The organism is Ensifer adhaerens, assembly GCF_013283195.1.
Lineage (GTDB): Bacteria > Pseudomonadota > Alphaproteobacteria > Rhizobiales > Rhizobiaceae > Ensifer > Ensifer adhaerens_G.
Genome location: NZ_JABEKT010000001.1, coordinates 1,815,179 through 1,838,983, shown reverse-complemented (window position 1 = coordinate 1,838,983; position 23,805 = coordinate 1,815,179). Strand labels below are relative to the sequence as shown.

The following is a 23,805-nucleotide window of genomic DNA, read 5'->3' as shown; positions in this document are numbered from 1 at the left end:
CGCGCGGATTTCAGTCCGCGCGCCCTTCAACCGAGATCGAGAAGCGTTCAGCTCACGAAATGGAATGCCAGTCTTCTGCCGGTCAGCTTGCCGAGCTGCTGCAGCCGCCCGTCGAGGCGCTCGCCGGCAAACTCAGAATAGGCCGCGGGCACGACGATCTCCAGATCGATATCCGGCAATGACGATTTGCGGAACGTCAGGTTCTTCGCCACACCCGGCATAGAAGCAGAGAAGAGATAGGCGACGCGCAAAAGGCCGCCGAGCAGCTTTGCCAGTTCCAGCAGCCGCGGCGTGGTAATCCCGGTCAGGGCGCCGGTCGCGCCATCATCGTTCAGCCCTTCGAAGCGATAGTAATTGGCAAGCGCGATATAGGCCCGTCCCGCATGGGTGATGCCGGAGAAAGTCGAGTGGGCGATAATGTTCAGCGCCTGCAGGCCTCGATAATCCGGATGGGCTCGCCAGCTGATATCGGCAAGAAGGCAGGCCGCCTGGCGATAGCGGCTTTCCTCTTCGGTTTCCTCGACGCCGAAGAACGGCACCATGCGGCCGGTCCAGTCGGCAAGCTCGCGGGCATGTTCGGGCGAACGCGCCCGCAGGATGGCGATTTCGCCGGCAGCGGTCAGCAGCGGATCCTGCGCCCGCTCGTTCTCGTTCAGGAGGGAGAAGAGATAGCCTTCGCGAACGCCGAGCGCCGAGAACGAAATCCGTTCCGGCCTCATAATAGACAGCGCCTCCTGCATCACGATGGCGCCGAAAGGAAGCAGGCTGCGACGGCTCTTGGAGATCGTCGCGTAGGCGGACGGCTTGATGTTCTTCGGCTCGATCACTTCCGGTAGCAGCGCCATCGCCTCGTCGTAGGAAATCTCGTAGCCCTGCATCATATGCAGGGGATAGTTCCGGATTTCCATGTGCAGCTTGGCGATCGAGCGCCAGGTGCCACCGACGGCATAAAAAGTGCGGCCGGCGCCGGCTTTCAGCACCGAGGTGCTTTTCATGAATTTGCGCACCCAGGTGCGTGCCCTTGGCAGCGAGCCGCCGCTGTGCTCGAAGAGGCGGATACCGCCGAGCGGGAGCGTGATGCCCTTGCCAATCGTCGTGCCGCTGACCTCATCGAGTTCCAGCGAACCGCCTCCGAGGTCGCCGACCACGCCATCGGGATCATGATAGCCGCTGACGATGCCCATGGCGGAGAAATAGGCTTCTTCCTCGCCAGTGAGGATGCGCACCTTGTGACCGAGGATGGCCTCGGCCTTGGCAATGAAGGCCGGACCGTTGCTCGCCTCGCGGGCAGCCGCTGTGGCCAGCACATACATGGACGTCGCGCGCGCCTGCTGCGACAGCGCGTTAAAGCGATGCAACGCCCGCAGAGCGCGCTCGACGCTCTCTTCGTCCATGCGGCCCGTGGCATCGATGCCCTTGCCCAGACCGCACATGACCTTTTCGTTGAACAGCATGGCCGGGGCGCGGCTCAGGCCTTCGTAGACGACAAGGCGAATGGAGTTCGAGCCGATATCCACAACGGAAACCGGGCGGATGCCGGGCAGACGCCCCTGCGCTTCAGATTCGACCATGCAAAACCAGTTTACTTGCGCCAGCTGCTCTTCCAGCCGGCAATCAGCTTCGGTGCGCTGGACTTCAGGGCTTCACCCCGGCCGGAGAGGCTGGGGTTGGTCATGAAATAATGCTGCGCGTTGAACGGCTCGGCGTCCTTGCCGACTTCCATCCGGCGAGACGTGCCGTCGGGAAGAATTTCGTAGCTCTGCTGGTTGTCGATGAGATTGCCCAGCATGATCTGCGAAAGAACCTGTTCGTGCACAGTCCGGTTGATAAGAGGCACAAGCGTCTCAACCCGCCGGTCCAGATTGCGCGGCATCATATCCGCCGAGCCGATATAGACAAGCGCATTCTCCGATGGAAGGCCATGACCGTTGCCGAAACAGAATATGCGGGAGTGTTCGAGGAATCTGCCGACGATGGACTTGACACGAATATTGTCGGAAAGGCCGGGAACCTGCGGTCGCAAGCAGCAGATGCCGCGCACGACGAGGTCGATTTCGACGCCTGCACGGCTGGCCTTGTAGAGGGCATCGATGATGTCGGGGTCGACGAGCGAATTCATCTTCATCCAGATCGCGGCGGGCCGGCCGGCCTTGGCGTGCTCGATCTCCTCCTCGATATGCTTGAGGATGCGAGGGCGCAGCGTGTGCGGTGAAACCGCCAGCTTCATGCCGGCTTCCGGCTCGCCGTAGCCGGTGATGAAATTGAAGATGTTCGCCATGTCGTGGGCCATGACGGGATTGCACGTGAAGAATGACAGGTCGGTGTAGATCTTCGCCGTGACCGGGTGATAGTTGCCGGTGCCGAGGTGGCAATAGGTGCGCAACCGGCCCTCCTCGCGGCGCACGACCATCGACATCTTGGCATGGGTCTTGAGCTCGATGAAGCCGAAGACGACCTGCACACCGGCGCGCTCCAGGTCACGCGCCCAGCGGATGTTGGCTTCCTCGTCGAAGCGCGCCTTCAGCTCAACCAGCGCCGTCACCGACTTTCCGGCTTCGGCCGCGTCGACAAGCGCGCGCACGATCGGGCTGTCGTTCGAGGTGCGGTAGAGCGTCTGCTTGATCGCCACCACTTCCGGATCGCGAGCCGCCTGCAGCAGGAACTGCACGACGACGTCGAAGGATTCGTAGGGGTGGTGGACCACCATGTCCTTTTCGCGGATCGCGGCAAAACAATCGCCGGCGTGCTCGCGCACGCGCTCCGGGAAGCGCGGATTGTAGGGCTCGAAGCGCAGATCGTCGCGCGGCGCCTTGGTGATCTCCGACAGCGTGTTCAATGCCAGAAGGCCTGGCAGTACGGCGACGCGGTTTTCCGGAACGCTCAATTCCTGAACGACGAACTGGCGCAGCGACGCAGGCATTTCCGAATCGAGTTCGATGCGGATCACCGAGCCGCGGCGCCGGCGCTTCAGCGCGGTTTCAAAGAAGCGCACCAGATCTTCCGCCTCTTCCTCGACTTCGATGTCGCTGTCTCGGATGATGCGGAACGTGCCGGAACCATTGACCTCATAGCCCGGGAACAGCCTGTCGATGAACTGACTGACCATGTCTTCCAGCGTGATGTAGCGGATGACGTTCTTGACATCAGGCAGGCGGATGAAGCGGTCGAGCGCCACCGGCAGGCGCAACAGCGCCGTCATCGGCTCGCGGCCGTTCTTGCTGACGAGCTGAAGGCCCATCGAGAAACCGAGGTTCGGGATGAATGGGAATGGGTGCGCCGGATCGATCGACAGCGGCGTCAGCACCGGAAAGATCAGCTGGTCGAACTCGTTGGCAAGCCAGCTCTTGTCCTGTGCGGACAAGGACGCCGGCCGGACGATCAGGATGTCTTCCTTGGCAAGATATTGCTGCAACACAGCAAGCGAGGCCTGCTGCTCCATTTGCAGGTTATCGATTTCCTTCAGGATGTCTTCAAGCTGCTCGGCCGGTGTCTTGCCGTCAGGCGACCGCATGGCGAGCCCCTGGCGCACCTGGCCTTCAAGGCCGGCGACACGCACCATGAAGAATTCGTCGAGGTTGGCGGCCGAAATCGACAGGAAGCGAACCCGCTCCAACAGCGGATGCGCCGTGTTGAGCGTCTCTTCAAGCACGCGTCGATTGAACTGCAGCCAGGAAAATTCGCGATTGATGAACCGCTCCGGACTGGAGAGCAGATCGACTTCCTCCACCGTCTGTTTGTTCTCGCTCACCGCAGACGTCGCATTATCCATTGCCGATCAGACCCCATTTCTCCGCAGGCAGGAACTATAACAGTTTGACGACGGAACTGTGACAGTCAATCGGAATGGCGTTGATTTCCAAGCTCTTCCAGGACTTCGGCCGCAAGCGACCGGGTCAGCCTGACGCCTCGGGCAAGCGCCAGCCGGTCGATGCGCTCAACGATCGTCTGGGCAGCCTCGAGCGAGCGCTCCATGCGCTGGACGATATAGCCGACGAGCCTTTCATCGATCAGAAGCTGGCGATCGGCAAAGAGCTTGATCAGCACCTGCGTCAACAGTTCGTCATCAGGCTCGCCGATTTCGACGACGGTCGCCGCCTTCAGGCGCGAGCGCAGATCGGGAAGAACGACTGGCCAGGACATCGGCCAGAGCCGCGAGGTCATCAACAGACCGGTGCCATGCTGGCGGACGCTGTTGATGACATGAAACAGCGTGGTGTCGTCAAAACCCTGTCGGTCGGCGTCCTCGAACAGAACAGGACCTTCCGCGGCGATCAACGCCGCATCACTGTCCGCGACCGGGTGGATCGTCCGCGCGCCCGCCCTCTCCTTCCAGATGCTGGCGAGATGCGATTTTCCGGAACCGACCGGCCCCGCGATGATGACAACAGGCGACGGCCAGTCGGGCCAGTGGTCGACGATGGCGATCGCCGCGCTCAACCGATCAGAAACGAGCAGATCTTCACGACCCGTTGCCGGGTCGTGGTCGAATGCCAATGGCAGTTGTTCGAAGGGACGTTTTGTCATGCTGTACTCGGGACAAGGAGGGGACGATCAGCCGGGCTGATTGCCCTTTGTCTTCTTCACCGCGACCTTCCCATGCCCATGGTAGAGGTCACTATCAAGGTATCGCTGGATGCCGAAGCGAACAAGCACGCCGATGGCCGCCGCCGCGGGAACGGCAACCAGCAGCCCGACGAAACCGAAGAGGGCGCCGAAGGCAAGGAGCGCGAACATCAGCCAGACCGGATGCAGGCCGACGCTCTTGCCGACCAGCTTGGGCTGCAGGATGTTGCCTTCCAGAAACTGGCCGCTGAAGAAGATGGCGGCGACAAGCCCGATCCAGAGATAATCCGGCCAGAACTGCACCAGCGCCACGCCGACCGCCAGCACCAGCCCCACCATCGAGCCGACATAGGGGACGAAACTGATCATGCCGGCAAACAGGCCGATGAGCAGGCCGAAATTGAGACCCACGAGAGATAGGCCGATGCCATAGTAAAGGCCAAGGATGATGCAGAGCGAGCCCTGACCGCGAACGAAGCCAGCGATCGTCGTGTTCATGTCGCGGGCGATCTGGCGGACGACGCCGACATAGTCGCGCGGCACCCAGCTGTCGACCCTATCGACCATCCGGTCCCAGTCGAGCAGCAGATAGAAGGCGACAACAGGCGTAATGACGAAGAGCGACAGGATGTCGAGCAGCGCCATGCCGGAATTCCAGAGCTGCTGGAAGAGCGTGCCGAGGAAGCTGGCGCCCTGCTCCAGCAGTTTGGCCGAATTCTGCTTGATCGCCGTCATCTGGTCCGCAAGCCAGTCCGGCAACAAGGTCGACTGGCTGTCGGTCAACAATTCCTGCAGCTTGGCGATATAGCCGGGCATCTTCTGGATGAAATCGGCGGCCTGCGTGAAGATCACGGGAATGATGATCATCAAAGACAGGGCAAAGATGACCACGAAGCCGATGAGAATCACGACTGTCGCCATCAGGCGGCTAAGGCCGAGGCGTTCAAGGCGGTCAGCGACCGGATCGAGGAAATAGGCCAGCGCCATGCCGGCCAGGAACGGCAGCAGGATCGAGCTGAAAACCATCAGGAAGGCGATGAAGGCGGCAAGCACCAGCAGCCAGAAAATAACCTGGCGCTGAAGTCCCGAACCGCTGACTTTTATGTCCATGGTGTTCCCCGTAACACGCCAAGCATGCCGTTGCCGCATCATATTCTCGTTGTGGAGATAGGGGGCCGGCGGCGCGGCGGTCAAGTCCGCGCGCCTCCCAGGCCCCCAAATTGAACTCTCGACCGCCGTCTTGCCGGTGGGATATGGGCAAAATGGTGAAAAAAGGCCGAGAAGACAGGCTGTCGGCTTGCACTCCCTTGCCCGCCGTGCAATTCGCATCCGCAAAATACCTGTCGCGCGACCAGCCTTGGAGAACCAGCATGAGCCAGTCGGGAAAGAACGGCCTCACCTACAGTGATGCGGGCGTGGATATCGATGCCGGCAATCTGATGGTGGAGAAAATCAAGCCACATGTGCGCTCGACCCGGCGCCCGGGTGCCGACGGCGAGATCGGCGGCTTCGGCGGCCTTTTCGACCTGAAGGCTGCAGGCTTCACCGACCCCGTGCTCGTTGCCGCCAATGACGGTGTTGGCACCAAGCTCAAGATCGCCATCGATGCCAACAAGCACGATACGGTTGGCATCGACCTCGTTGCCATGTGCGTCAACGATCTGGTGGTCCAGGGTGCGGAACCGCTGTTCTTCCTCGACTACTTCGCCACGGGCAAGCTCGACCCGGATCAGGGTGCCGCAATCGTCGCCGGTATTGCCGACGGCTGCCGCCAGTCCGGTTGCGCGCTGATCGGCGGCGAAACTGCGGAAATGCCGGGCATGTACTCCGGCGGCGACTACGACCTTGCCGGCTTTGCCGTCGGTGCGGCCGAGCGCGGGCAGTTGCTTCCCGCCGGCGACATCAGTGAAGGCGACGTCATTCTCGGTCTCGCCTCGTCGGGTGTTCACTCCAACGGTTATTCTCTCGTGCGCAAGATCGTCGGACTGTCGGGTCTTGCCTGGGATGCGCCTGCCCCCTTCGGCGAAGGCACACTCGCAGACCTGCTGATGACGCCGACGCGCATCTATGTGAAGCCGCTCCTGAAGGCGATCCGCGAAACCGGCTCGATCAAGGCGCTGGCGCACATCACCGGCGGTGGCTTCCCTGAAAACATTCCGCGCGTGCTGCCGAAGCATCTTGCCGCCGAAATCGACCTCGATGCCATCAAGGCACCGAAGGTGTTCTCCTGGCTCGCCCAGACCGGCGGCGTCGCGGCCAACGAAATGCTGCGGACCTTCAACTGCGGCGTCGGCATGATCGCCGTCGTTCCGGCAGACAAGGCGCAGGAAGTGGCCGCCGTGCTTGAAGTAGAAGGCGAAACCGTCTTCACGCTCGGTCGCATGGTCGCCCGCAGAGAAGGCGCCCATGGCACGATCTACAAGGGCAGCCTCGCCCTATGATCAAGGACGTGACGGCAGGCCGGAAAAAAGTCGTCGTCTTCATTTCGGGCGGCGGCTCCAACATGCTCGCGCTGGCCAAGGCCGCGGCTGAGCCTGGTTTTCCAGCCGAGATCGTTGCAGTGATCGCTGACAAGGCAGACGCCGGTGGGCTTGCCAAGGCGGAAGCGCTCGGCATCCCGACCTATGCGTTCCTGCGCAAGGATTTCGACAGCAAGGACGCGCACGAAGCGGCGATCCTTGCCGAACTCGATCGGCTGTCTCCTGATATCATCTGCCTTGCAGGCTATATGCGGCTGCTGTCGGCGACCTTTATCCAGCGCCACGAAGGCCGGATCATCAACATCCATCCGTCGCTTCTGCCGCTTTTTCCCGGCCTCCACACCCATCAGCGTGCCATCGACGCCGGCATGAAGGTGGCGGGGTGCACCGTGCATTTCGTCACCGAAGGCATGGACGAAGGCCCGATCGTCGCGCAGGCGGTGGTGCCCGTCGTCGACGGCGACACGGCCGACACGCTTGCCGCCCGCGTGCTGACGGTCGAGCACAGGACGTACCCGATGGCGCTCCGGCTGCTGGCCGAAGGCAAGGTTCGTATGGATGACGGGCGGGTCGTCACTGAGAACGTCGATCCGTCGCCCGCATCCTCCATCCTGATCTCGCCGGCCGCCTGAGACCGGACTACTTCGCGGAAGCCAGCCGCCGGTCGAGCGCGTCGAGCACGCGACCGGTCAGCGCCGGATAGTCCTCGTCGAAATGGTGCCCGCCTTCGATGGCGACGACATCGACACCTGTGCCCTTCAGGTCAGGGCAGGCATCGTCCTCTTCCTCCGTGCCATGGATGCATTGCACCAGCGATGGGTCGATGCGCTTGATATCGTCGATAGGATCGCCGGCATCGCCCTGCCCGGATGCGCCGAGCCAGCCAAGCACCGAGATCTTGTAGTCGACCCGATGCGACAACGCCATCAGCGTGACCTGCCGCACGCGGGCGCGCTCGGCCGGCGGGAGCAGGTTGAACGTGCGTGGCAGGATATCGGCACCGAAGGAATAGCCGATCAGCAAGACGTTTCGGACGTTCCAGCGCTTCCGATAGTAATCCATCACCTTGGCGAGATCGTCGGCGGTCGCCTGCGGGTCGCGCTCGGACCAGAAATAGCGCAGGGAATCGATGCCGACGACGGGGACGCCCTGTTGCTGCAGCACGTCGCCGACTTGCTTGTCGATATCGCGCCAGCCGCCATCGCCAGAATAGATCACGGCCATCGTATCGCGGGTGGGCTTGGTATCGAGCACAGTCAGAGGCAAGCCGAATGGGTTGTCGGACGCGGCCTCGTTATCGATCAGATCCGTCAGATGGCTGGAAAGGGTCGCATAGGCTTCGCCGTCAGTGTCTTCCTGTGTGATATCGGGGTGTTTTTCTGCGAGCGCTGCCACGTGATTTCGGCCGTCGTCGGATGCCGTCGGCGTAAAGACGACGGAGATCGGATCAGGAAGGGGGCCGTCCGTCAGGCCGTACACCATGCGGTCGCCCTTGCGCGCCTTTTCTGCCGGCGTGCAGAGCTGTTTCGTCAACGCGATGCCTTCCTCGGGATCGACGGCGAGCGTCTGGCCGATGGTCGCGGCGGGCGTCTGGGCGGCAATTGCCAGCGCCATGGCCCCGCCTGCGCCGACGCCGGCAACGATCGGCGGCAGATAGGCATCGCTCTTGAGAGAGCGCTGAACCTGCTGGCTCAGCGCTTCGATATCCGAGACCATATAGATGCAGTCGCCGTCATCCTTGCCGAGAGCGGTCAGATAGGCCTTGAGATCGATGCCGATCACAACGGCCTTGTCATCGACGAGGTCGCGCGCCACCGCGTCTTCCTTGTCGCTCCAGCCCTCGGCGCCGGACAACAGGACAACGAGGGCGGACGCCGTGTCCTGCGGGACGAGGACGTGGGGTGCCGGGATCATGCCCGTATCGTAGGTCGCCGGCTTCTCCTGCGCCGAGACCGGTGCAATCGCCGTGGTCGCCAGAAGGGCGGCGCCTACCAGAGGCTTCCAGAGATCAGAGATCCGCATCATCTTTTCATCACTCCCTTGAGGCCGCCGCCGATCAGGAATGTTGCATCCATCAAGGCAAGGATCGGATTGATGCCGCCACTCGCCACGAGGTAGCGCGGCTGCCAGTGCGGGTGGAATTTAGACTTGAAGGCGCGGAGGCCCTTGAAGTTGTAGAAGCGTTCGCCGTGTTCGAAGAACGTCCGCCCTGCCCGGTCCCAGACCGGCGCGATCTGGCGCGAAGACATGCCCGACAGCGGCGCCATGCCGAGATTGAAGGTGCGGTACCCTTCCGCCTTCAAGTATTCCATCACCTGGGCGAAGAGGAAATCCATCGATCCCTTGGGTGCATCCGGCGCAAAGCGCATGAGATCGACGGTGCCCTCCTGCTTCGTCGCGGTCACCAGGATATTGGCAAAGGCGACGATCCGTCCCTCGTAGGTCAGGACAGCCACCGGTTGTTCGGCCAGATAGTCAGGGTCGAAGGCACCGAGGGAAAACCCCTTCTCCTTGGCGTTGTGGTGGGCGAGCCAGGCATCGGAAATCGCGGTCAGTTCGCCCATGATCGCCGGAACGTCCGCCGGCGCCACCATCCTGAATTCGAGCCCGTCGCGCTGGGCGCGGCTGACCTGCTGGCGAAGGTTGGCCCATCTCCCGCCCTTCATCTCGAACCGGGCGAGATCGACGTGGGCGAGTTCACCAAGCCGGAAGGCGCGAAGCCCCGCATCGGCATAGTAAGCAAGCCCGAGCGGCGAGACCTGGTAGAACACCGCGCGGCAGCCGCTGGCGCGGGCCGTCTCGATGAATTGCCAGATCAGTTCCGGCCAGGCGTCGACAGGACCCACCGGATCGAACAGCGCGATCCACGAGCGGCCGCGTTGGCCATACATGATGAAAGCGCGGCCGTCGGCGGAAAACATCAGGCTCTTGTCGCCCATGCGCACCAGATTGGCATCGGACATGTCCTGCGCATCGACGATTGCCAGGGCCCGTTCCATGGCGTCGTCGCTTGCCGGAGCGGCACCCGAGGCCGCCGGGCGCATCAGGCTCCAGATGGCAATGGCGCTGGCGCCGATGGTGACGCCGAGCAGCGCACGCAGGCCGCGCGGCGCTTCAGCGGAGAATTCGAACTGCCACCAGAGCTCGTGGCTGTAGTCGACATCGCGATAGACGAACATGAGAACGACAAATCCGCCGAGGCAGATGACGCCGAGCGCAGTCAGCCACGGCAGCGTCAGCGCCTGACCGAAGAGCGAAGCCGGCCGCACGAACAGGCGGCGGCTGACGATGAGGCCGACAAGGAAGAAGGCCAGCATGCCGGCCTCGACCAACGCAACTGCCTTGATCAGCGAAAGCAGCAGTGCGGCAACGGCGATGGCGACCGACGCCCACCAGGCGCCATCCAGCCGCTGCGCCAGGCCGCGCGAGACGATGACCAGCGCCAGACCGAGCAGGCTTGCGAGAAAATGCGCGCCTTCGACGATCGGCAGCGGCAGCAAGGCCTCGAGGAACGCCAGATTTTCGTCCGGCGTCGGGGTGACGCTCGAGAGCACCAGCATGATCGCCAGCACGATGCCGAGCGTCGCCAACAAAAGCGGCGTAATGCGGCCGCCGATACGGCGCACGCTGGAGGCGACAGGATGCCCGGACAATTGGCGGAGTTCGATGCCGACGACGACGGCGATCGCGATCAGCAGCGGCAGGACATGGTAGATGACGCGGTAGAGAACCAGCGCGCCGAGGATGGTGTCGACATCGGCGTTGTGACCCAGCGTGGCGATGATGATCGTCTCGAAAACACCGAGACCAGCCGGCACGTGGCTGAGCACGCCGATGCCGACGGCCAGCGAATAGATCGCGAGGAAAGCGGGCCATCCGATCGTGCCTGCGGGAAGCAGCACGTAGAGCACGGTGGCCGACGCCGCCAGGTCCAGCGCCGTGACGAGGAACTGGCGTGAGGATGTGCGCGAATCCGGCATCCGCAGAGCAAAGCGCCCGATGGTCACCTCATGTCCGTCCCGCCCCTTAACGAAGACGGCGAGCACGACGCCGAGAATGGCAACGGCGATCATGCGCAGCCAGAACGGGTCCAGCCCCGTCAACGGCGCCACATATTCGCCGACGGCGAGCAGGCTCAGGCATGTGACCGTCAGAAGCCCAAGGCCAAAGGCGAGCGTGACAAAGGCGATGATCCGGGCGATGTTTTCCGGTTCGATGCCCAGACGCGAATAGGCGCGGTAGCGGATGGCGCCACCGCTCAAGGCACCAAAACCGGCCGTGTTGCCGACCGCATAGGCGCAAGCCGCCGTCAACGCGACATCGGCATAGGGGAGCTTTCGCCGGACATACTCCAGCGCACCGACGTCGTAGAAGGTAAGAGCGAAAAAGCTCAGGGCGGTGAAGAGAATAGCCGCAACGACGGAGGTCCAGCTGGTATCGGCAAGCGCCTGGACCACGTCGTCATATTGGACCTCGGAGGTCAGATGGAAGATCGCAAGGCCGAAGAGGCCGATGACCAGCAAGGTTGCGAGCGCCTGAAGGTAGCGCCGGTTACGACGCAGGAAGGGCCTCCACCCTGCCTCGACCTGCTGATCGTCGTTGGCTGCACGTTCCGTAAGGGAGGACGTCATGGGTTGCCCATGTCATTGATGAAGACATCAGCGCTGTAGCCTACCGGAGAACGATCAAAAAGTGAAATATCCGTAATGTATTGTTTGCTTACAAAACAAGATCTTATGCCGTAAGCGCGCCACGGTTCAGCTGCGCCCATTGTAGCAGCATGATGGTTTTGGCATCGCAGATCTCGCCGGTGGCAATCATCGCGACCGCTTCGTCAAAGGGAATATCGAGAACCTCGATATCCTCGCCCTCATGCGCCAGGCCGCCGCCGTCACCGGCCTTTTCCTCCACGTCGATCAGCCCGACGAAGAAGCTGGTTCGCTCCGTCAATGAACCGGGGCTCATATAGGCATCGAAGAGATGCCTGGCCGCATCGACGTGATATCCCGTTTCCTCCATTGCTTCGCGGCAGATGGCCACCTCCGGCGTATCGTCGTCGAGCAGGCCCGCCGGCGCTTCGATCAGATAGGCGGGATCGCCCTGCAGCAGCACCGGCACGCGCAACTGCCGAACGAACACAACGCTCTTACGCCTGGGATCGAACAGCAGGATGGTCGCGGCGCGGCCGTGATCATGCACTTCACGCTTCAGTGTCGCAGTCCCCCCATTGGACATGTCCTGCTCGAGCGTGACTTCCTCCAGATGAATGAAACCGTCCGACAGCGTGCGCCGGTCGATGATCCTCACACGTGGATCGTTGTGTTTCGTCATGGCGGGGTCCTTGATCGGGAGAGGAAGAATGCGGTCGCTGTCGACCGTCAATGAATATGTTCTGAAGGTGCGCAGCTTTCGCGCTCCATCTGCAACGTCGTGTGGTGCAGATCGAACTCGTCGCGCAGGCGCTGCTCGATCGCACGCCGCACCGTCTCGCCGTCGGCATCCTCGGCCAGAACGATATGTGCGGTCAGCGACGGCTGGCTCTGGGTAATCGCCCAGAGGTGCAGATCATGCACCGAAGCAACATCCGGCACGGTGGTGATCGCTGCATGCACATCCGCCAGGCGCATGCCCGGTGGCACGCCTTCCAGGAGAATGTTGACGCACGCCTTCAAGAGCACCCAGGTGCGCGGGAAAACCATGAAGCCGATTCCGACGGCGAGCAACGAATCAACCCACTGCCAGCCGGTGAACCAGATGATCGCCGCACCCGCTATCACCGCCACCGAACCGAGCATGTCCGACCAGACCTCGAGATAGGCACCCCTGACGTTGAGGCTCTCTTCCTTGTGGCTGGTCAGAAGCCGCATCGAAATCAGGTTGACCACGAGGCCGACGACGGCGATCAGCAGCATGCCGGCGGACTGGATCTCCTGCGGCAGCGACAGGCGCTGCCAGGCCTCGTAGAGAATGTAGAAGGCGACGGCGAGCAGCAGCAAGGCGTTGAAGGCCGCCGCGAGAATCTCGAAGCGGGCATATCCATAGGTGCGCAGCAGATCGGAAGGCCGGCGGCCGACATGGATGGCAACGAGCGCGATCGCAAGAGCGGCCGCGTCGGTCAGCATATGCATTGCATCCGAGATCAGCGCCAGGCTGCCGGTCAGAATGCCGCCGACGACCTCGGCCAGCATGAAGCCGCCCGTAAGCCCGAGCGCACCCCAGAGGCGCGAGACCGGCGTGTTGCTGACATCCGCATGTTGATGGTCGCCGCTCATCGATGCATCCCGTGGCTAGGGGGCGGGTCGGACCCAGACCCTGTTGTCGTGGAAGGCCGCGCCACCATAGGGTGCAACAGCATCGGCACCGGTCAGCACGTTGATGCCCTCGCCGTCGAGATGGGCGCCGTTCGGCCACAAGCCTTCGGCGATCACCACACCGCGGCGCGCGCCGCCACCGACTGTGACATGCAGGCGCACCTCGCCGCGTTGATTGCCGAGCTTGACGATGTCACCGTCGCCGACGCCGAGCGACGCTGCATCATCCGCATGCATCATCACGAGCGGGCGGACTTCCTTCTGGATCGAAGACGGGGTCTCGGCGAAGGTCGAGTTGAGGAAGGAGCGGGCCGGCGATGTGGCCAGACGAAAGGGATGGTCCGCGTCCGCAACCTCGATCAGGTCGACATGGTCAGGGAATTCCGGCAGCGCCGCATGCGGCCCCTGCAAGCCCATAGATTTGGGCGGGCGGTTCGGCGCCGGTGTGCCGGTCCAGTCCGCCTTGAAGCGGAACTTGCCGTCGGGATGGCCAAAGCCTTTGAGGTAATGCGCGTCCTCGAACGCTGGCTGACAGTCGAGCCATTTCTCGCGCTTCATCTCTTCGTAGCCGATGCCGTAGTTGGCGAGCAGCAGGTCGATATGCTGGCGCTCGGACAAGCCGAAGCCGGCATGATCTGCCACGCCGAGGCGCCTGGCCAGTTCCTCGATGACAAAAAGATTGGTGCGCACGGTCGATGGCGGCTCCACCACCTTCGGCCCGATCAGGATATGCTGGTGGCCGCCACCGCGATAAAGGTCGTCATGTTCCAGGAACATCGTCGCCGGCAGCACGATATCGGCGAGCTGCGCCGTGTCGGTCATGAACTGCTCGTGCACCGCGACAAAGAGGTCGTCGCGCAGAAAGCCGCGTTTCACCAGCCGTTGCTCAGGCGCGACATTCACCGGATTGGTGTTCTGGATCAGCATCGCCGTCACCGGGCCGCCATGGCGCAGCGCCTCGGCATCGCCGGTCAGCACCCGGCCGATCTGCGACTGGTCGAGCATGCGCACATCAGGGTCATGAAACGCGGTCCCGATGAGCTCGCGCTTGTCGAGCTTGAAGATGTCGTTGTTGGAATGAAACGCACCGCCGCCTTCATGCTTCCACGAACCGAGCACCGTGGCGACGGAGGCGGCAGCATGGATCGCCACCGAGCCGTTGCGCTGGCGAGTGAAGCCGTAGCCGAGGCGGAAGAACGTTTTCGGCGTCGTGCCGACGAGTCTGGCGAACGCCTCGATCTCCTCGACGGACAGACCTGTGATCGCCGATGCCCATTCCGGCGTGCGCGATGCCAGATGTGATTCGAGCCCGGCCGGGTCGTCAGCGAATTCGGCCATGTAGGCGCGGTCGGCATAACCGTCACGGAAGGCGACATGCATCACCGCGCAGGCAAGTGCGGCGTCCGTTCCCGGTTTCAGCACCAGGCCCATATCCGCCTGCTTGACCGTGGGATTGTCATAGATGTCGATGACGACGATCTTGGCGCCGCGTTCCTTGCGGGCCTTGATCGCATGGGTCATGACGTTGACCTGGGTGGCAACCGCATTCGTCCCCCAGATCACCACGCAGTCGGATTTCGCCATCTCACGCGGATCGGGACCACGCAGCGAACCGGTCGCCATCGAAAACCCGGTCCAGGCCATGTTGGTGCAGATCGAGCCGAAGAAGCCGGAATAGCGCTTGGCGTGGCGGAGGCGGTCAATGGAATCGCGCTGCACTTGGCCCATGGTGCCGGCGTAGAAATAGGGCCAGATGGCCTCGGCCCCAAACTTCTGCTCGGCCTTGACGAACTGGTCGGCGATTTCGTCGAGAGCCGCCTCCCAGGAAATCTCCTGCCAGTTGCCACCGCCCTTTGGCCCGACGCGACGCTGTGGCACCATCAGCCTGTCGGGATGATAGATGCGCTCGGAATAGCGCGCGACCTTGGCGCAGATGACGCCAGCGGTATATGTGTTGGCGGCGGCGCCGCGCACGCGTCCGATCCGGCCTTCGGCGGTCAGATCCACTTCCAGTGCGCAAGCCGAGGGACAGTCGTGCGGACAGACGGAGTGGCCGATCGACTTTTCTGCTTTGATGGGGGTCGCAACGTTCATGGCTTTTCTATATGGCATCGACAATCGGGCTCAAAGAGCCAAACGCCCATCCATCGAAACAATTGATAACAGCCATCGGCGGCCCTCATGAACTATCGGCATATCTACCACGCGGGCAATTTCGCCGATGTTCTCAAGCATGCGGTGCTGGCCCGGCTCGTCACCTATCTGCAGCAGAAGGAGAAGGCGTTCCGGGTCCTCGATACCCATGCGGGCATCGGCCTCTATGATCTGTCGAGCGAAGAGGCTCAAAAAACCGGTGAATGGCGCGACGGTATCGGCCGGCTGCTCGAGGGCGACCTTCCGGCGCCGATCGCCGCAATCCTCGAACCTTACCTCGCCACCGTTCGCGAGCTGAACCCCGGTACGGAGTTGACGCGTTATCCCGGCTCTCCGAAGCTGGTCCGCATGCTCTTTCGCCCTCAGGACCGTCTGTCGGCGATGGAGTTGCACCCGGATGACTATGAAACGCTGCACCGGCTCTTCGACGGCGACTTCCAGAGCCGCGTCACCGAGCTTGACGGCTGGTTGGCGCTCGGCGCTCACCTGCCACCAAAGGAAAAGCGCGGCCTGATCCTCGTCGACCCTCCGTTCGAGATCGAGGGCGAATACGAGCGGTTGGCCGACGGCCTCGCCAAGGGCTATCGCCGGTTTGCCGGCGGCACCTTCTGCCTGTGGTATGCCCTGAAAAAAAATGCGCCGATCAAGGCTTTCCATGAGGCGCTCAAGGCGCTCGAAATCCCGAAGATGCTTTGCGCCGAGCTCTCGGTGCGCAGCGACCGCGAAACCACCGGATTGTCGGGTTCGGGCCTGATCATCGTCAACCCGCCCTTCACGCTCAAGGGCGAACTCGACGTGCTGTTGCCCTTCCTGAAAACCCGGCTCGGACAGGACCGTTTTGCGTCATCGCGCTGCTTCTGGCTGCGTGGAGAAGAAGCAGCAACCCGGGCCCTTGACTGAAAGGCTCAGAAAGCCGCAATCTTGCGAGACGATCCAGGGAGACGCCCATGACTCGCAAGTTCGCCGCAACGCTTCTGGCCTCGCTTTCCATCGCCGCCGCGACGGCGCCCGCCGCCACGGCGGCCGACTATCTCGGGACTTACCGCGACCAGCCGACGTCCTATAGCGCAGGCGTCTGTGGCGACGCCTCGGTTCTCGGTTTCATCACCTCGCGGTTCGAGTACAGGGCTGCGAACTATCTGCACGCCAATCTCTCGATTGCCGAGATTCGCAACATGGGCCAGAACCGGCTTGAGCTGCGGGATTACACGCACCGCGTCGAGCGCGAATACTGCCGCGCAACAGCCGTCATGACCGACGGAGAACAGCGGTCGCTCTATTACCTTATCGAGCGCAACTGGGGCTTTGCCGGTATCGGCCGCAGTATCGAATTCTGCGTCGGCGGGCTTGATCCCTGGTACGTCTACGGCGCCCATTGCGCTTCGCTTCGCTGATCATGCCAACGCATTGCCGACAGCGCCGGCTCCTGCCGGCGCTTTTCTTTGCGCTGGCACTTGCGGGCTGCAGCGACGACAGCGCGCAGAAGAAGCCACCGGCACAAGCTCCGGACCAAGCAAAAGCCGATGCTGTCATCCCTGTTGGCCAGGGCTTTGATTTCTATGTTCTCTCACTCTCCTGGTCGCCAACATGGTGCGACGACAACGACCCGTCCGGCAAAACCGGTCAATGTAAGATAGGCAGCAATCGCGGGCTGATCGTGCATGGGCTGTGGCCGCAGAACGACCGAGGCTACCCGGATTTCTGCCCGACGCGGCAATCGGATCGCGTACCGGAGACACTTGGCCGCCAGTATCTCGACCTTATCCCGTCCATGGGGCTGATCGGGCACCAATGGCGCAAGCACGGCACCTGCTCTGGTCTCAGCCAGCAGGACTATTTCGCCGTCACCCGGGCGGCGCGTGAGCGCGTCGTATTGCCGGAGGAACTCAGTACACCGCGTCGGGAGAATTCGCTTTCCGTCAGCGCGATAGAGGCGGGCTTCGTGGCCAGAAATCCCGGCATGACGACCAACGCGGTCGCTGTTACCTGCGAGGACAAGCGGCTGGAGGAAATCAGGATCTGCTTCGACAAGGGGCTGAATTTCCGCCCCTGCCCGGAAGTCGATCGCCAGGCCTGCCGAAGGGACACCGTTATCCTGCCGCCGGCATCCTAAAGCATGTCGCGCAAAAGTGTGCCGCGGTTTTGCGATTGCGACATGCGTAAAGACAAGAACTTAAAGCGCGCCAAGCGGATCTGAACGATCGCTACGCGCTTTACGTCGATGCCGGGGGCACCATACGGGGCCTGCTATTTTGAAACAGCGCCTGGCCTTCCGTTTTTCTCGTCGGGAGCCATGCGCGAAAGGGAAAGATGCTCGATGAAAATACTCTACTCGCCCACGTCCCCCTACTCCAACAAGGTCCGCATGGCTGCGCATTATGCCGGATTTGCGGTGGAGAGCGCCCTGACCGACACCAATGCCAACTCGCCTGAGCTTATCGGCAGCAATCCGCTCGGCAAGATTCCGACGCTGATCACCGGCGACGGCAAATCGATCTACGACAGCCGTGCGATCATGAACTTCATTGACCGGGAAACGAAGGGCAAGCTCTACCCGAAGAATGGCGGGAAACGCACCGACGTCGACATTCTCGAGGCGCTGTGTGACGGCATCTGTGACTGCCTGCTGGCCATCGTCTACGAGAAGCGCATCCACCCGCCGGAAAAGGTGCATCAGCCCTGGATCGACATGCAGTGGACCAAGGTCGAACGCGGCCTCGACCACCTGAACGAAAACCTGCCCAAGACGGGAGCCAAGCTGCATGCCGGGCATTTCGCGCTCGCGGCATTGCTTCGCTACGTCGAGCTGCGCTTCAGCGGAGAATGGCAGCGGGGACGCGCCAAGCTGAAGAACTGGCCGAGCAAATTCGAGAAGCACTTTCCTGAATATTCCAAATTCAAGGCATAAAAAAAGGCCGGGTCTCCCCGGCCTTTTCCTTGATCCGGCAGAAGCCGATCAGAACTTGACGCCCATACCGACGCGGACGCTGTGCTCGTCGTAACCGGACGATACGTTGGTACCGCCAACGTTGAAGTCCTTCGAGCCGTAGTCGGTGTAACGGTATTCGACGCGTGCGGTGATGTTGTCGGTGACGAAAGTTTCGGCACCAGCACCAGCGGTCCAGCCGACCATGGTGTTCTTGTCCGAGCCAGCCGAGTTCGATGCCTTGGCCTGGCCAACGGCGAGACCTGCCGTACCGTAGAGCAGAACCGGGTTCAGATCGACACCGACGCGAGCGCGCAGCGAGCCGTTGACGCCCTGCTTCATGCGCAGGTCGCCGCTGGTGGAGTCCTGACCGGAGTAACCGACGTCAGCTTCACCGCCGTATACGATCTGGCCGCTCTGCATGTTGTAACCGCCGTAGAGACCGCCACCGAAACCAGCTGCGGTGTTGTTGCCGGTCGCGTCGGCCTGACCATGGTGCCAATCAGCGGTACCACCGACATAGGCGCCCGACCAGTTCTTGGCTGCCGGCTCGGTGTACTCGGCTGCCGGAGCTGCCGGAACTTCGTCGATCGCGTCTGCAGCCTGGGCGGCCTGGAAGGCGATGAGGGATACGGCCGAAGCCATGAGGGTGGTGATGAGCGTACGCATAAATATTCTCCTTTACGAACCGATGCCCCAAGGGTTGGGATCCCTCAATGAAACATCGGACAACTTTCAATTAACCCGCCCGGTTGAGCTGAAATTGGCCAGCAAATGAGGATTCACAAGAGCCAAAATGTGAAATTTTGGTGGCACAATCACGTCCAAAGTTTGATGTTGCTTTCACGCCACAGGGATTTTATTAACCATAATTCAAGATTAACGAAAGCTATACTATATAACTTCAAAATAATACAATTTACGCGAATTCCATTAATTTTTGCGAAATGATTGATCAGGGAGAGTTTCAGGGCGGCGTTTCTTGCCTATATCTTCGTCCGCTGGCACGGAGATTCGAAAAGCGGGATGAAACGTTGAAGAAAGCACTGAAGGTGGCACTCGTAACCGGTGGCGCCAAACGGATCGGCAAGGCTATAGTTGAAGACCTCGCGGCGCACGGCTTCGCGGTCGCCATCCACGCGAACGGCTCGCTCGATGAGGCCGAGGCACTTGCGGCCTCATTGTCGAAAAAAGACGTCGGCGCCGTTGCAGTGAAGGCAGACCTTACGGACACCCAGGAAACGTCCGCGCTGATGGCGCAGGTCAACGGGGCGCTCGGACCGATCGACCTGATCGTCAACAATGCCTCGTTGTTCAAGAAGGATAGCCTCGATGCTTTCGACGAAACGGTATGGGATCGGCATTTCGCCTTGCATGTGAAAGCCCCGTCCCTGCTCACGCGTGACTTTGCCCGCCAGCTGCCGCGCGGCGTCTCCGGCCTCGTCGTTAATGTGATCGACCAGCGCGTCTGGTCTCCAAACCCGCGCTTTTATTCCTATATGTTGTCGAAGTCCGCTTTGTGGACGGCAACACAAACGATGGCTCAGGCACTCGCGCCGGATATCCGCGTCAACGGCATCGGCCCAGGGCCGACCTTGCCGAACGAGCGACAGGATCCGCGCGATTTCCAGGCACAGGTCGATGCGCTGATTCTCAGGCGCGGTCCGGCGCTCGGCGAATTCGGGCGGACGATCCGCTTCCTGTTCGACACGCCGTCGATTACCGGGCAGATGATCGCGCTGGACGGCGGCCAGCACCTCGCCTGGGAAACGCCTGACATCAGGGAGATAGTGGAATGAACGGACGCGTGCCGACCGACGGCGGCATCCTTTATGACGGCAACGATGCCGAGGACGACGACGACCTGATCGAGGTCGCCGAAGGCGCCCCCGCGGCTCCGGCCATCGAATGGGCGGAAAACCGCAATGAGGTCGAAGGCCTCAAGGGCGCCGAACTCATCCAGGCTTTCGTCAAGCGGCTCCCGAACGGCCCCGGTGTCTATCGCATGTTCAACGAGGACGGCGACGTCCTTTATGTGGGCAAGGCACGCAGCCTGAAAAAGCGCGTCGGCAACTACGCGCAAGGGCGTGGCCACTCCAACCGCATTTCGCGGATGATTCGCGAGACCGCGAACATGGAATTCGTCACCACCCGCACGGAGATCGAGGCGCTTCTGCTCGAAGCCAACCTGATCAAGCGACTTCGGCCGCGCTTCAACGTGCTTCTGCGCGACGACAAATCCTTTCCTTACATCCTTGTCACAGGCGACAGCCGTGCACCGGCCCTTTACAAACACCGCGGCGCGCGCAGCCGAAAGGGCGACTATTTCGGACCCTTCGCCTCGGCGGGCGCCGTCGGTCGCACGATCAACTCGCTGCAGCGCGCCTTCCTGTTGCGGACCTGCACCGACAGCGTCTTCGAAACGCGCACGCGTCCCTGTCTTCTGCACCAGATCAAGCGCTGCGCGGCGCCCTGTACGGGCGAAATCAGCAATGAGGGCTATGCCGAACTGGTGTCCGAGGCGAAGGACTTCCTGTCCGGCAAGAGCCAGGCGGTGAAGGCGACGATTGCGGCAGCAATGGGCGAGGCCTCGGAAAACCTCGACTTCGAGCGTGCCGCCCTTTATCGCGACCGGCTCGCCGCCCTCAGCCACGTGCAGAGCCACCAGGGCATCAACCCGGCCGGCGTCGAAGAGGCTGATGTCTTCGCAATCCACCACGAAGGCGGTACCTCCTGCATCCAGGTGTTCTTCTTCCGAACCGGGCAGAACTGGGGCAACCGCGCCTATTTCCCGAAGGCCGATCCGTCGTTGCCGACGGCAGAAGTACTTTCGGCCTTTCTCGCCCAGTTCTACGACGACAAGCCCTGTCCACGGCAGATCCTCTTGTGCGAGGCGGTCGAGGAACAGGAACTGCTCGGTCAAGCGCTGAGCGAGAAGTCCGGCTACAAGGTGGCGATCCAGGTGCCGCAGCGTGGCGAGAAAAAGGATCTTGTCGATCATGCGCTTGCCAACGCTCGCGAGGCCCATGGCCGCAAGCTGGCGGAAACGGCCTCGCAATCGCGGTTGCTCGACGGTTTTGCCGAGACGTTCAAGCTCGAACGGGCGCCGCGCCGGATCGAGATCTACGACAACTCGCATATCATGGGCACCAATGCCGTCGGCGGCATGGTGGTCGCCGGCCCGGAAGGCTTCGTCAAAGGCCAGTATCGCAAGTTCAACATCAAATCGACCGACATCACGCCCGGGGACGACTTCGGCATGATGCGGGAGGTGATGACCCGTCGCTTCTCACGCCTGCTGAAGGAAGTGGGCAAGCCGGACCGGACGGCGGAGATTACCGAGGATGCCGCCTTCCCCGCCTGGCCTGATGTCATCCTGATCGACGGCGGCCAGGGACAGATGACGGCCGTGCGCGCGATCCTGAAGGAACTCGATGTCGAGGATTGCGTGACGGCGATCGGTGTCGCCAAGGGCGTCGACCGCGATGCCGGGCGCGAGCGCTTCTTCGCGCTTGGGCGCGACAGCTTCACCCTGCCGCCACGCGATCCGGTGCTCTATTTCATCCAGCGGCTGCGGGACGAAGCGCACCGGTTTGCGATCGGCTCGCACCGCGCCCGACGCAAGAAGGAGATGGTGAAAAATCCGCTCGACGAGATCGCCGGCATCGGGCCGACGCGCAAGCGCGCATTGCTCACCCATTTCGGCACCGCCAAGGCCGTTTCACGCGCCGGCATGAGCGACCTGATGGCGGTCAACGGGATTTCCGAGGCGGTCGCGCGGCTGGTCTACGAGCATTTTCACGAGGACGCGGCAAAATGACCTTGGCAGTGCCACCCATCGACAAAGATGCGCGGATGGCGCTGCAAAGGTTTAAGCGTGCTGCATAATCTTGCCGCTAAATCGATGCCGATTAAGGGAATTATGCAGTGGCAGTTCACCCGACGTTCAGGTGGGATGCGCCAATTATGACACCCTTCGCACAATGATTTGTTGACCTGAGGGCCGCAAAGTCATTCTGTACCTCCGAGGAAGACAGAGAACCCGAATCCATGCCCACGCCCGTCGCCTACAGCATCCCCAATCTGCTCACCTATTTCCGAATCCTGATCGTGCCGCTGATCGTGCTCTGCTTTTTCATCGAGGGCCGGCTGCACAGTTCGGATTTCGCGCGCTGGACGGCGGTCACTCTCTTTGCCATCGCCTCGATCACCGACTTCTTCGACGGCTATCTCGCCCGCATATGGAAGCAGACGTCGAACATCGGCAAGATGCTCGACCCGATCGCCGACAAGCTGCTGGTGGCATCGATCCTGCTGCTCGTTGCCGCCGATGGTACGATTGCCGGCTGGTCGATCTGGGCCGCCATCATCATCCTGTGCCGCGAAATCCTCGTTTCGGGCCTGCGTGAATATCTGGCAGCGCTCAAGGTCAGCGTGCCGGTGACGCGCATCGCCAAGTGGAAGACGACGATCCAGATGGTGGCAATCGTGTTTCTGCTGGCCGGCCCCGCCGGCGACAAGATCCTGCCCTATACGACGGAGATCGGCATCGGCCTGCTGTGGATCGCCGCGGCGATCACGCTCTATAGCGGCTACGACTATTTCCGCGCCGGCCTGAAGCACGTGGTCAACGAATGAGCACCGTCAATCTCGTCTATTTCTCCTGGGTGCGCGAACGCATCGGCAAGGGTGAGGAAACGCTGGAGGTTCCGGCTGGTGTCGTCACCATTGCCGACCTGCTCTCCCACCTGAAGACGCTGGGAGAAGAATACGAGACGGCGCTCGAGCACCAGAATGTCATCCGCGCGGCGATCAACCAGGAACATGTCGAGCATGACGAACCAATCGCCGGCGCGCGCGAGATCGCCTTGTTCCCGCCGATGACCGGTGGCTGACACCATGGGCGCGCTCGTCACCGTGCGCGTTCAGCGCGAGGACTTCGACCTGTCGGCCGAGGTTTCCCGTCTTTCTTTCGACCGCCCCGAGATCGGGGCGGTCGTGACGTTTTCGGGCCTCTGCCGCGACGAAGCCGGCACGCTTGCCGCTCTCGAGCTCGAACACTATCCAGGGATGGCGGAGGCGGAAATCACCCGCATCTGTGAACTGGCGATCGAACGCTTCGGGCTGCAGGCGGCAACGGCGATCCATCGCTACGGCAAGATCAATCCTGGCGAGAACATCGTGCTCGTGGTCACCGCGTCGCCGCATCGCCAGGCGGCCTTCGACGGCGCCAACTTCATCATGGACTTCCTCAAGACCTCTGCTCCTTTCTGGAAAAAGGAACATCTTGCCGACGGTACGACCGGCGGCTGGGTCAGCGCCAAGGATGCCGATGACACGGCGCGCGATCGCTGGAAGCGCTGACGCGCCC

At 62.0% G+C, this 23,805-nt stretch carries 21 protein-coding genes; 11 read left to right on the top strand and 10 right to left on the bottom strand.

The features are described 5' to 3' along the window. Window positions 1-47: 47 nt before the first annotated feature. From ppx to LPJGGPFB_RS08660, 4 genes are all read right to left on the bottom strand, one after another. Window positions 48-1,571: an exopolyphosphatase gene (ppx, locus tag LPJGGPFB_RS08675; RefSeq protein ID WP_173419604.1), complete on the bottom strand. Its 1,524-nt coding sequence runs from the start codon at window positions 1,569-1,571 to the stop codon at window positions 48-50. An 11-nt stretch (window positions 1,572-1,582) separates the two neighbouring features. Further along, entirely contained in the window at window positions 1,583-3,769 is a 2,187-nt protein-coding gene (locus tag LPJGGPFB_RS08670; protein ID WP_173419603.1) for an RNA degradosome polyphosphate kinase, read from the bottom strand. A 65-nt stretch (window positions 3,770-3,834) separates the two neighbouring features. Continuing rightward, window positions 3,835-4,524 (bottom strand): DnaA regulatory inactivator HdaA, encoded by a 690-nt coding sequence (hdaA, locus tag LPJGGPFB_RS08665; RefSeq protein ID WP_173419602.1) that lies wholly within the window; start codon window positions 4,522-4,524, stop codon window positions 3,835-3,837. A gap of 27 nt (window positions 4,525-4,551) precedes the next feature. Next, window positions 4,552-5,673, bottom strand: a complete 1,122-nt coding sequence (locus tag LPJGGPFB_RS08660; protein WP_173419601.1) for an AI-2E family transporter — start codon at window positions 5,671-5,673, stop codon at window positions 4,552-4,554. 260 nt (window positions 5,674-5,933) lie between these two features. On the opposite strand from LPJGGPFB_RS08660, the gene purM reads away from it, so the two are divergent. Beyond that, the gene (gene purM / locus LPJGGPFB_RS08655; protein WP_173419600.1) at window positions 5,934-7,004 is read left to right on the top strand and encodes a phosphoribosylformylglycinamidine cyclo-ligase; all 1,071 of its coding nucleotides are present in this window, start codon (window positions 5,934-5,936) and stop codon (window positions 7,002-7,004) included. Next, window positions 7,001-7,675: a phosphoribosylglycinamide formyltransferase gene (purN, locus tag LPJGGPFB_RS08650; RefSeq protein WP_173419599.1), complete on the top strand. Its 675-nt coding sequence runs from the start codon at window positions 7,001-7,003 to the stop codon at window positions 7,673-7,675. The genes purM and purN overlap by 4 nt, the downstream gene beginning before the upstream one ends. Before the next feature lie 7 nt (window positions 7,676-7,682). Here purN and LPJGGPFB_RS08645 read toward each other — a convergent pair whose 3' ends face one another. From LPJGGPFB_RS08645 to LPJGGPFB_RS08625, 5 genes are all read right to left on the bottom strand, one after another. After that, a complete protein-coding gene (locus LPJGGPFB_RS08645; RefSeq protein WP_173419598.1) occupies window positions 7,683-9,068 on the bottom strand; it encodes a virulence factor family protein in 1,386 nt (461 codons plus the stop codon). Then, window positions 9,065-11,674 (bottom strand): bifunctional lysylphosphatidylglycerol flippase/synthetase MprF, encoded by a 2,610-nt coding sequence (gene mprF / locus LPJGGPFB_RS08640; protein ID WP_173419597.1) that lies wholly within the window; start codon window positions 11,672-11,674, stop codon window positions 9,065-9,067. The genes LPJGGPFB_RS08645 and mprF overlap by 4 nt, the downstream gene beginning before the upstream one ends. Window positions 11,675-11,777: 103 nt before the next feature. Beyond that, the gene (locus tag LPJGGPFB_RS08635) at window positions 11,778-12,374 is read right to left on the bottom strand and encodes an NUDIX domain-containing protein (RefSeq protein WP_173419596.1); all 597 of its coding nucleotides are present in this window, start codon (window positions 12,372-12,374) and stop codon (window positions 11,778-11,780) included. A 47-nt stretch (window positions 12,375-12,421) separates the two neighbouring features. Further along, window positions 12,422-13,315: a cation diffusion facilitator family transporter gene (locus tag LPJGGPFB_RS08630; protein WP_173419595.1), complete on the bottom strand. Its 894-nt coding sequence runs from the start codon at window positions 13,313-13,315 to the stop codon at window positions 12,422-12,424. Between the two features lie 15 nt (window positions 13,316-13,330). Beyond that, window positions 13,331-15,466: a molybdopterin-containing oxidoreductase family protein gene (locus LPJGGPFB_RS08625; protein WP_173419594.1), complete on the bottom strand. Its 2,136-nt coding sequence runs from the start codon at window positions 15,464-15,466 to the stop codon at window positions 13,331-13,333. A gap of 69 nt (window positions 15,467-15,535) precedes the next feature. Here LPJGGPFB_RS08625 and LPJGGPFB_RS08620 point away from each other — a divergent pair, with 69 nt between their 5' ends. The 4 genes from LPJGGPFB_RS08620 to LPJGGPFB_RS08605 all read left to right on the top strand — a co-directional run bounded on the left by LPJGGPFB_RS08620 (window position 15,536) and on the right by LPJGGPFB_RS08605 (window position 18,416). Further along, window positions 15,536-16,408: a 23S rRNA (adenine(2030)-N(6))-methyltransferase RlmJ gene (locus LPJGGPFB_RS08620; protein WP_173419593.1), complete on the top strand. Its 873-nt coding sequence runs from the start codon at window positions 15,536-15,538 to the stop codon at window positions 16,406-16,408. 47 nt (window positions 16,409-16,455) lie between these two features. Further along, window positions 16,456-16,902: a hypothetical protein gene (locus tag LPJGGPFB_RS08615; RefSeq protein ID WP_173419592.1), complete on the top strand. Its 447-nt coding sequence runs from the start codon at window positions 16,456-16,458 to the stop codon at window positions 16,900-16,902. A 2-nt stretch (window positions 16,903-16,904) separates the two neighbouring features. Next, complete coding sequence (locus LPJGGPFB_RS08610; protein ID WP_173419591.1) at window positions 16,905-17,621, top strand: ribonuclease T2 family protein; 717 nt, start codon at window positions 16,905-16,907, stop codon at window positions 17,619-17,621. Window positions 17,622-17,825: 204 nt separating this feature from the next. After that, on the top strand, window positions 17,826-18,416 hold the full coding sequence (locus tag LPJGGPFB_RS08605) for a glutathione S-transferase (RefSeq protein ID WP_077498620.1): 591 nt from the start codon (window positions 17,826-17,828) through the stop codon (window positions 18,414-18,416). A gap of 48 nt (window positions 18,417-18,464) precedes the next feature. On the opposite strand, the gene LPJGGPFB_RS08600 is transcribed toward LPJGGPFB_RS08605, so the two are convergent. Further along, window positions 18,465-19,103: an outer membrane protein gene (locus tag LPJGGPFB_RS08600; protein ID WP_173419590.1), complete on the bottom strand. Its 639-nt coding sequence runs from the start codon at window positions 19,101-19,103 to the stop codon at window positions 18,465-18,467. Window positions 19,104-19,468: 365 nt separating this feature from the next. Between LPJGGPFB_RS08600 and LPJGGPFB_RS08595 the strand changes: the two genes are divergently transcribed. The 5 genes from LPJGGPFB_RS08595 to LPJGGPFB_RS08575 all read left to right on the top strand — a co-directional run bounded on the left by LPJGGPFB_RS08595 (window position 19,469) and on the right by LPJGGPFB_RS08575 (window position 23,798). Then, entirely contained in the window at window positions 19,469-20,233 is a 765-nt protein-coding gene (locus LPJGGPFB_RS08595; RefSeq protein ID WP_173419589.1) for an SDR family oxidoreductase, read from the top strand. Then, entirely contained in the window at window positions 20,230-22,254 is a 2,025-nt protein-coding gene (uvrC, locus tag LPJGGPFB_RS08590; protein WP_173419588.1) for an excinuclease ABC subunit UvrC, read from the top strand. The genes LPJGGPFB_RS08595 and uvrC overlap by 4 nt, the downstream gene beginning before the upstream one ends. A 230-nt stretch (window positions 22,255-22,484) precedes the next feature. After that, complete coding sequence (pgsA, locus tag LPJGGPFB_RS08585; RefSeq protein ID WP_077498627.1) at window positions 22,485-23,072, top strand: CDP-diacylglycerol--glycerol-3-phosphate 3-phosphatidyltransferase; 588 nt, start codon at window positions 22,485-22,487, stop codon at window positions 23,070-23,072. After that, window positions 23,069-23,329 carry a molybdopterin converting factor subunit 1 gene (gene moaD, locus LPJGGPFB_RS08580; RefSeq protein WP_173419587.1) on the top strand — a complete coding sequence of 87 codons (261 nt, stop codon included), beginning with the start codon at window positions 23,069-23,071 and terminating at the stop codon, window positions 23,327-23,329. Before pgsA ends, moaD begins: the two co-directional genes overlap by 4 nt. 4 nt (window positions 23,330-23,333) lie before the next feature. Next, window positions 23,334-23,798, top strand: coding sequence for a molybdenum cofactor biosynthesis protein MoaE (locus LPJGGPFB_RS08575; protein ID WP_173420999.1), 465 nt, complete (start codon window positions 23,334-23,336; stop codon window positions 23,796-23,798). The last annotated feature ends 7 nt before the right edge of the window (window positions 23,799-23,805 follow it).

Bases quoted from the DNA above. Each gene is read 5' to 3' on its own strand.
- ppx (WP_173419604.1), bottom strand. From the start codon at position 1,571: ATGGTCGAATCTGAAGCGCAGGGGCGTCTGCCCGGCATCCGCCCGGTT.
- LPJGGPFB_RS08670 (WP_173419603.1), bottom strand. From the start codon at position 3,769: ATGGATAATGCGACGTCTGCGGTGAGCGAGAACAAACAGACGGTGGAG.
- hdaA (WP_173419602.1), bottom strand. From the start codon at position 4,524: ATGACAAAACGTCCCTTCGAACAACTGCCATTGGCATTCGACCACGAC.
- LPJGGPFB_RS08660 (WP_173419601.1), bottom strand. From the start codon at position 5,673: ATGGACATAAAAGTCAGCGGTTCGGGACTTCAGCGCCAGGTTATTTTC.
- purM (WP_173419600.1), top strand. From the start codon at position 5,934: ATGAGCCAGTCGGGAAAGAACGGCCTCACCTACAGTGATGCGGGCGTG.
- purN (WP_173419599.1), top strand. From the start codon at position 7,001: ATGATCAAGGACGTGACGGCAGGCCGGAAAAAAGTCGTCGTCTTCATT.
- LPJGGPFB_RS08645 (WP_173419598.1), bottom strand. From the start codon at position 9,068: ATGATGCGGATCTCTGATCTCTGGAAGCCTCTGGTAGGCGCCGCCCTT.
- mprF (WP_173419597.1), bottom strand. From the start codon at position 11,674: ATGACGTCCTCCCTTACGGAACGTGCAGCCAACGACGATCAGCAGGTC.
- LPJGGPFB_RS08635 (WP_173419596.1), bottom strand. From the start codon at position 12,374: ATGACGAAACACAACGATCCACGTGTGAGGATCATCGACCGGCGCACG.
- LPJGGPFB_RS08630 (WP_173419595.1), bottom strand. From the start codon at position 13,315: ATGAGCGGCGACCATCAACATGCGGATGTCAGCAACACGCCGGTCTCG.
- LPJGGPFB_RS08625 (WP_173419594.1), bottom strand. From the start codon at position 15,466: ATGCCATATAGAAAAGCCATGAACGTTGCGACCCCCATCAAAGCAGAA.
- LPJGGPFB_RS08620 (WP_173419593.1), top strand. From the start codon at position 15,536: ATGAACTATCGGCATATCTACCACGCGGGCAATTTCGCCGATGTTCTC.
- LPJGGPFB_RS08615 (WP_173419592.1), top strand. From the start codon at position 16,456: ATGACTCGCAAGTTCGCCGCAACGCTTCTGGCCTCGCTTTCCATCGCC.
- LPJGGPFB_RS08610 (WP_173419591.1), top strand. From the start codon at position 16,905: ATGCCAACGCATTGCCGACAGCGCCGGCTCCTGCCGGCGCTTTTCTTT.
- LPJGGPFB_RS08605 (WP_077498620.1), top strand. From the start codon at position 17,826: ATGAAAATACTCTACTCGCCCACGTCCCCCTACTCCAACAAGGTCCGC.
- LPJGGPFB_RS08600 (WP_173419590.1), bottom strand. From the start codon at position 19,103: ATGCGTACGCTCATCACCACCCTCATGGCTTCGGCCGTATCCCTCATC.
- uvrC (WP_173419588.1), top strand. From the start codon at position 20,230: ATGAACGGACGCGTGCCGACCGACGGCGGCATCCTTTATGACGGCAAC.
- pgsA (WP_077498627.1), top strand. From the start codon at position 22,485: ATGCCCACGCCCGTCGCCTACAGCATCCCCAATCTGCTCACCTATTTC.
- moaD (WP_173419587.1), top strand. From the start codon at position 23,069: ATGAGCACCGTCAATCTCGTCTATTTCTCCTGGGTGCGCGAACGCATC.
- LPJGGPFB_RS08575 (WP_173420999.1), top strand. From the start codon at position 23,334: ATGGGCGCGCTCGTCACCGTGCGCGTTCAGCGCGAGGACTTCGACCTG.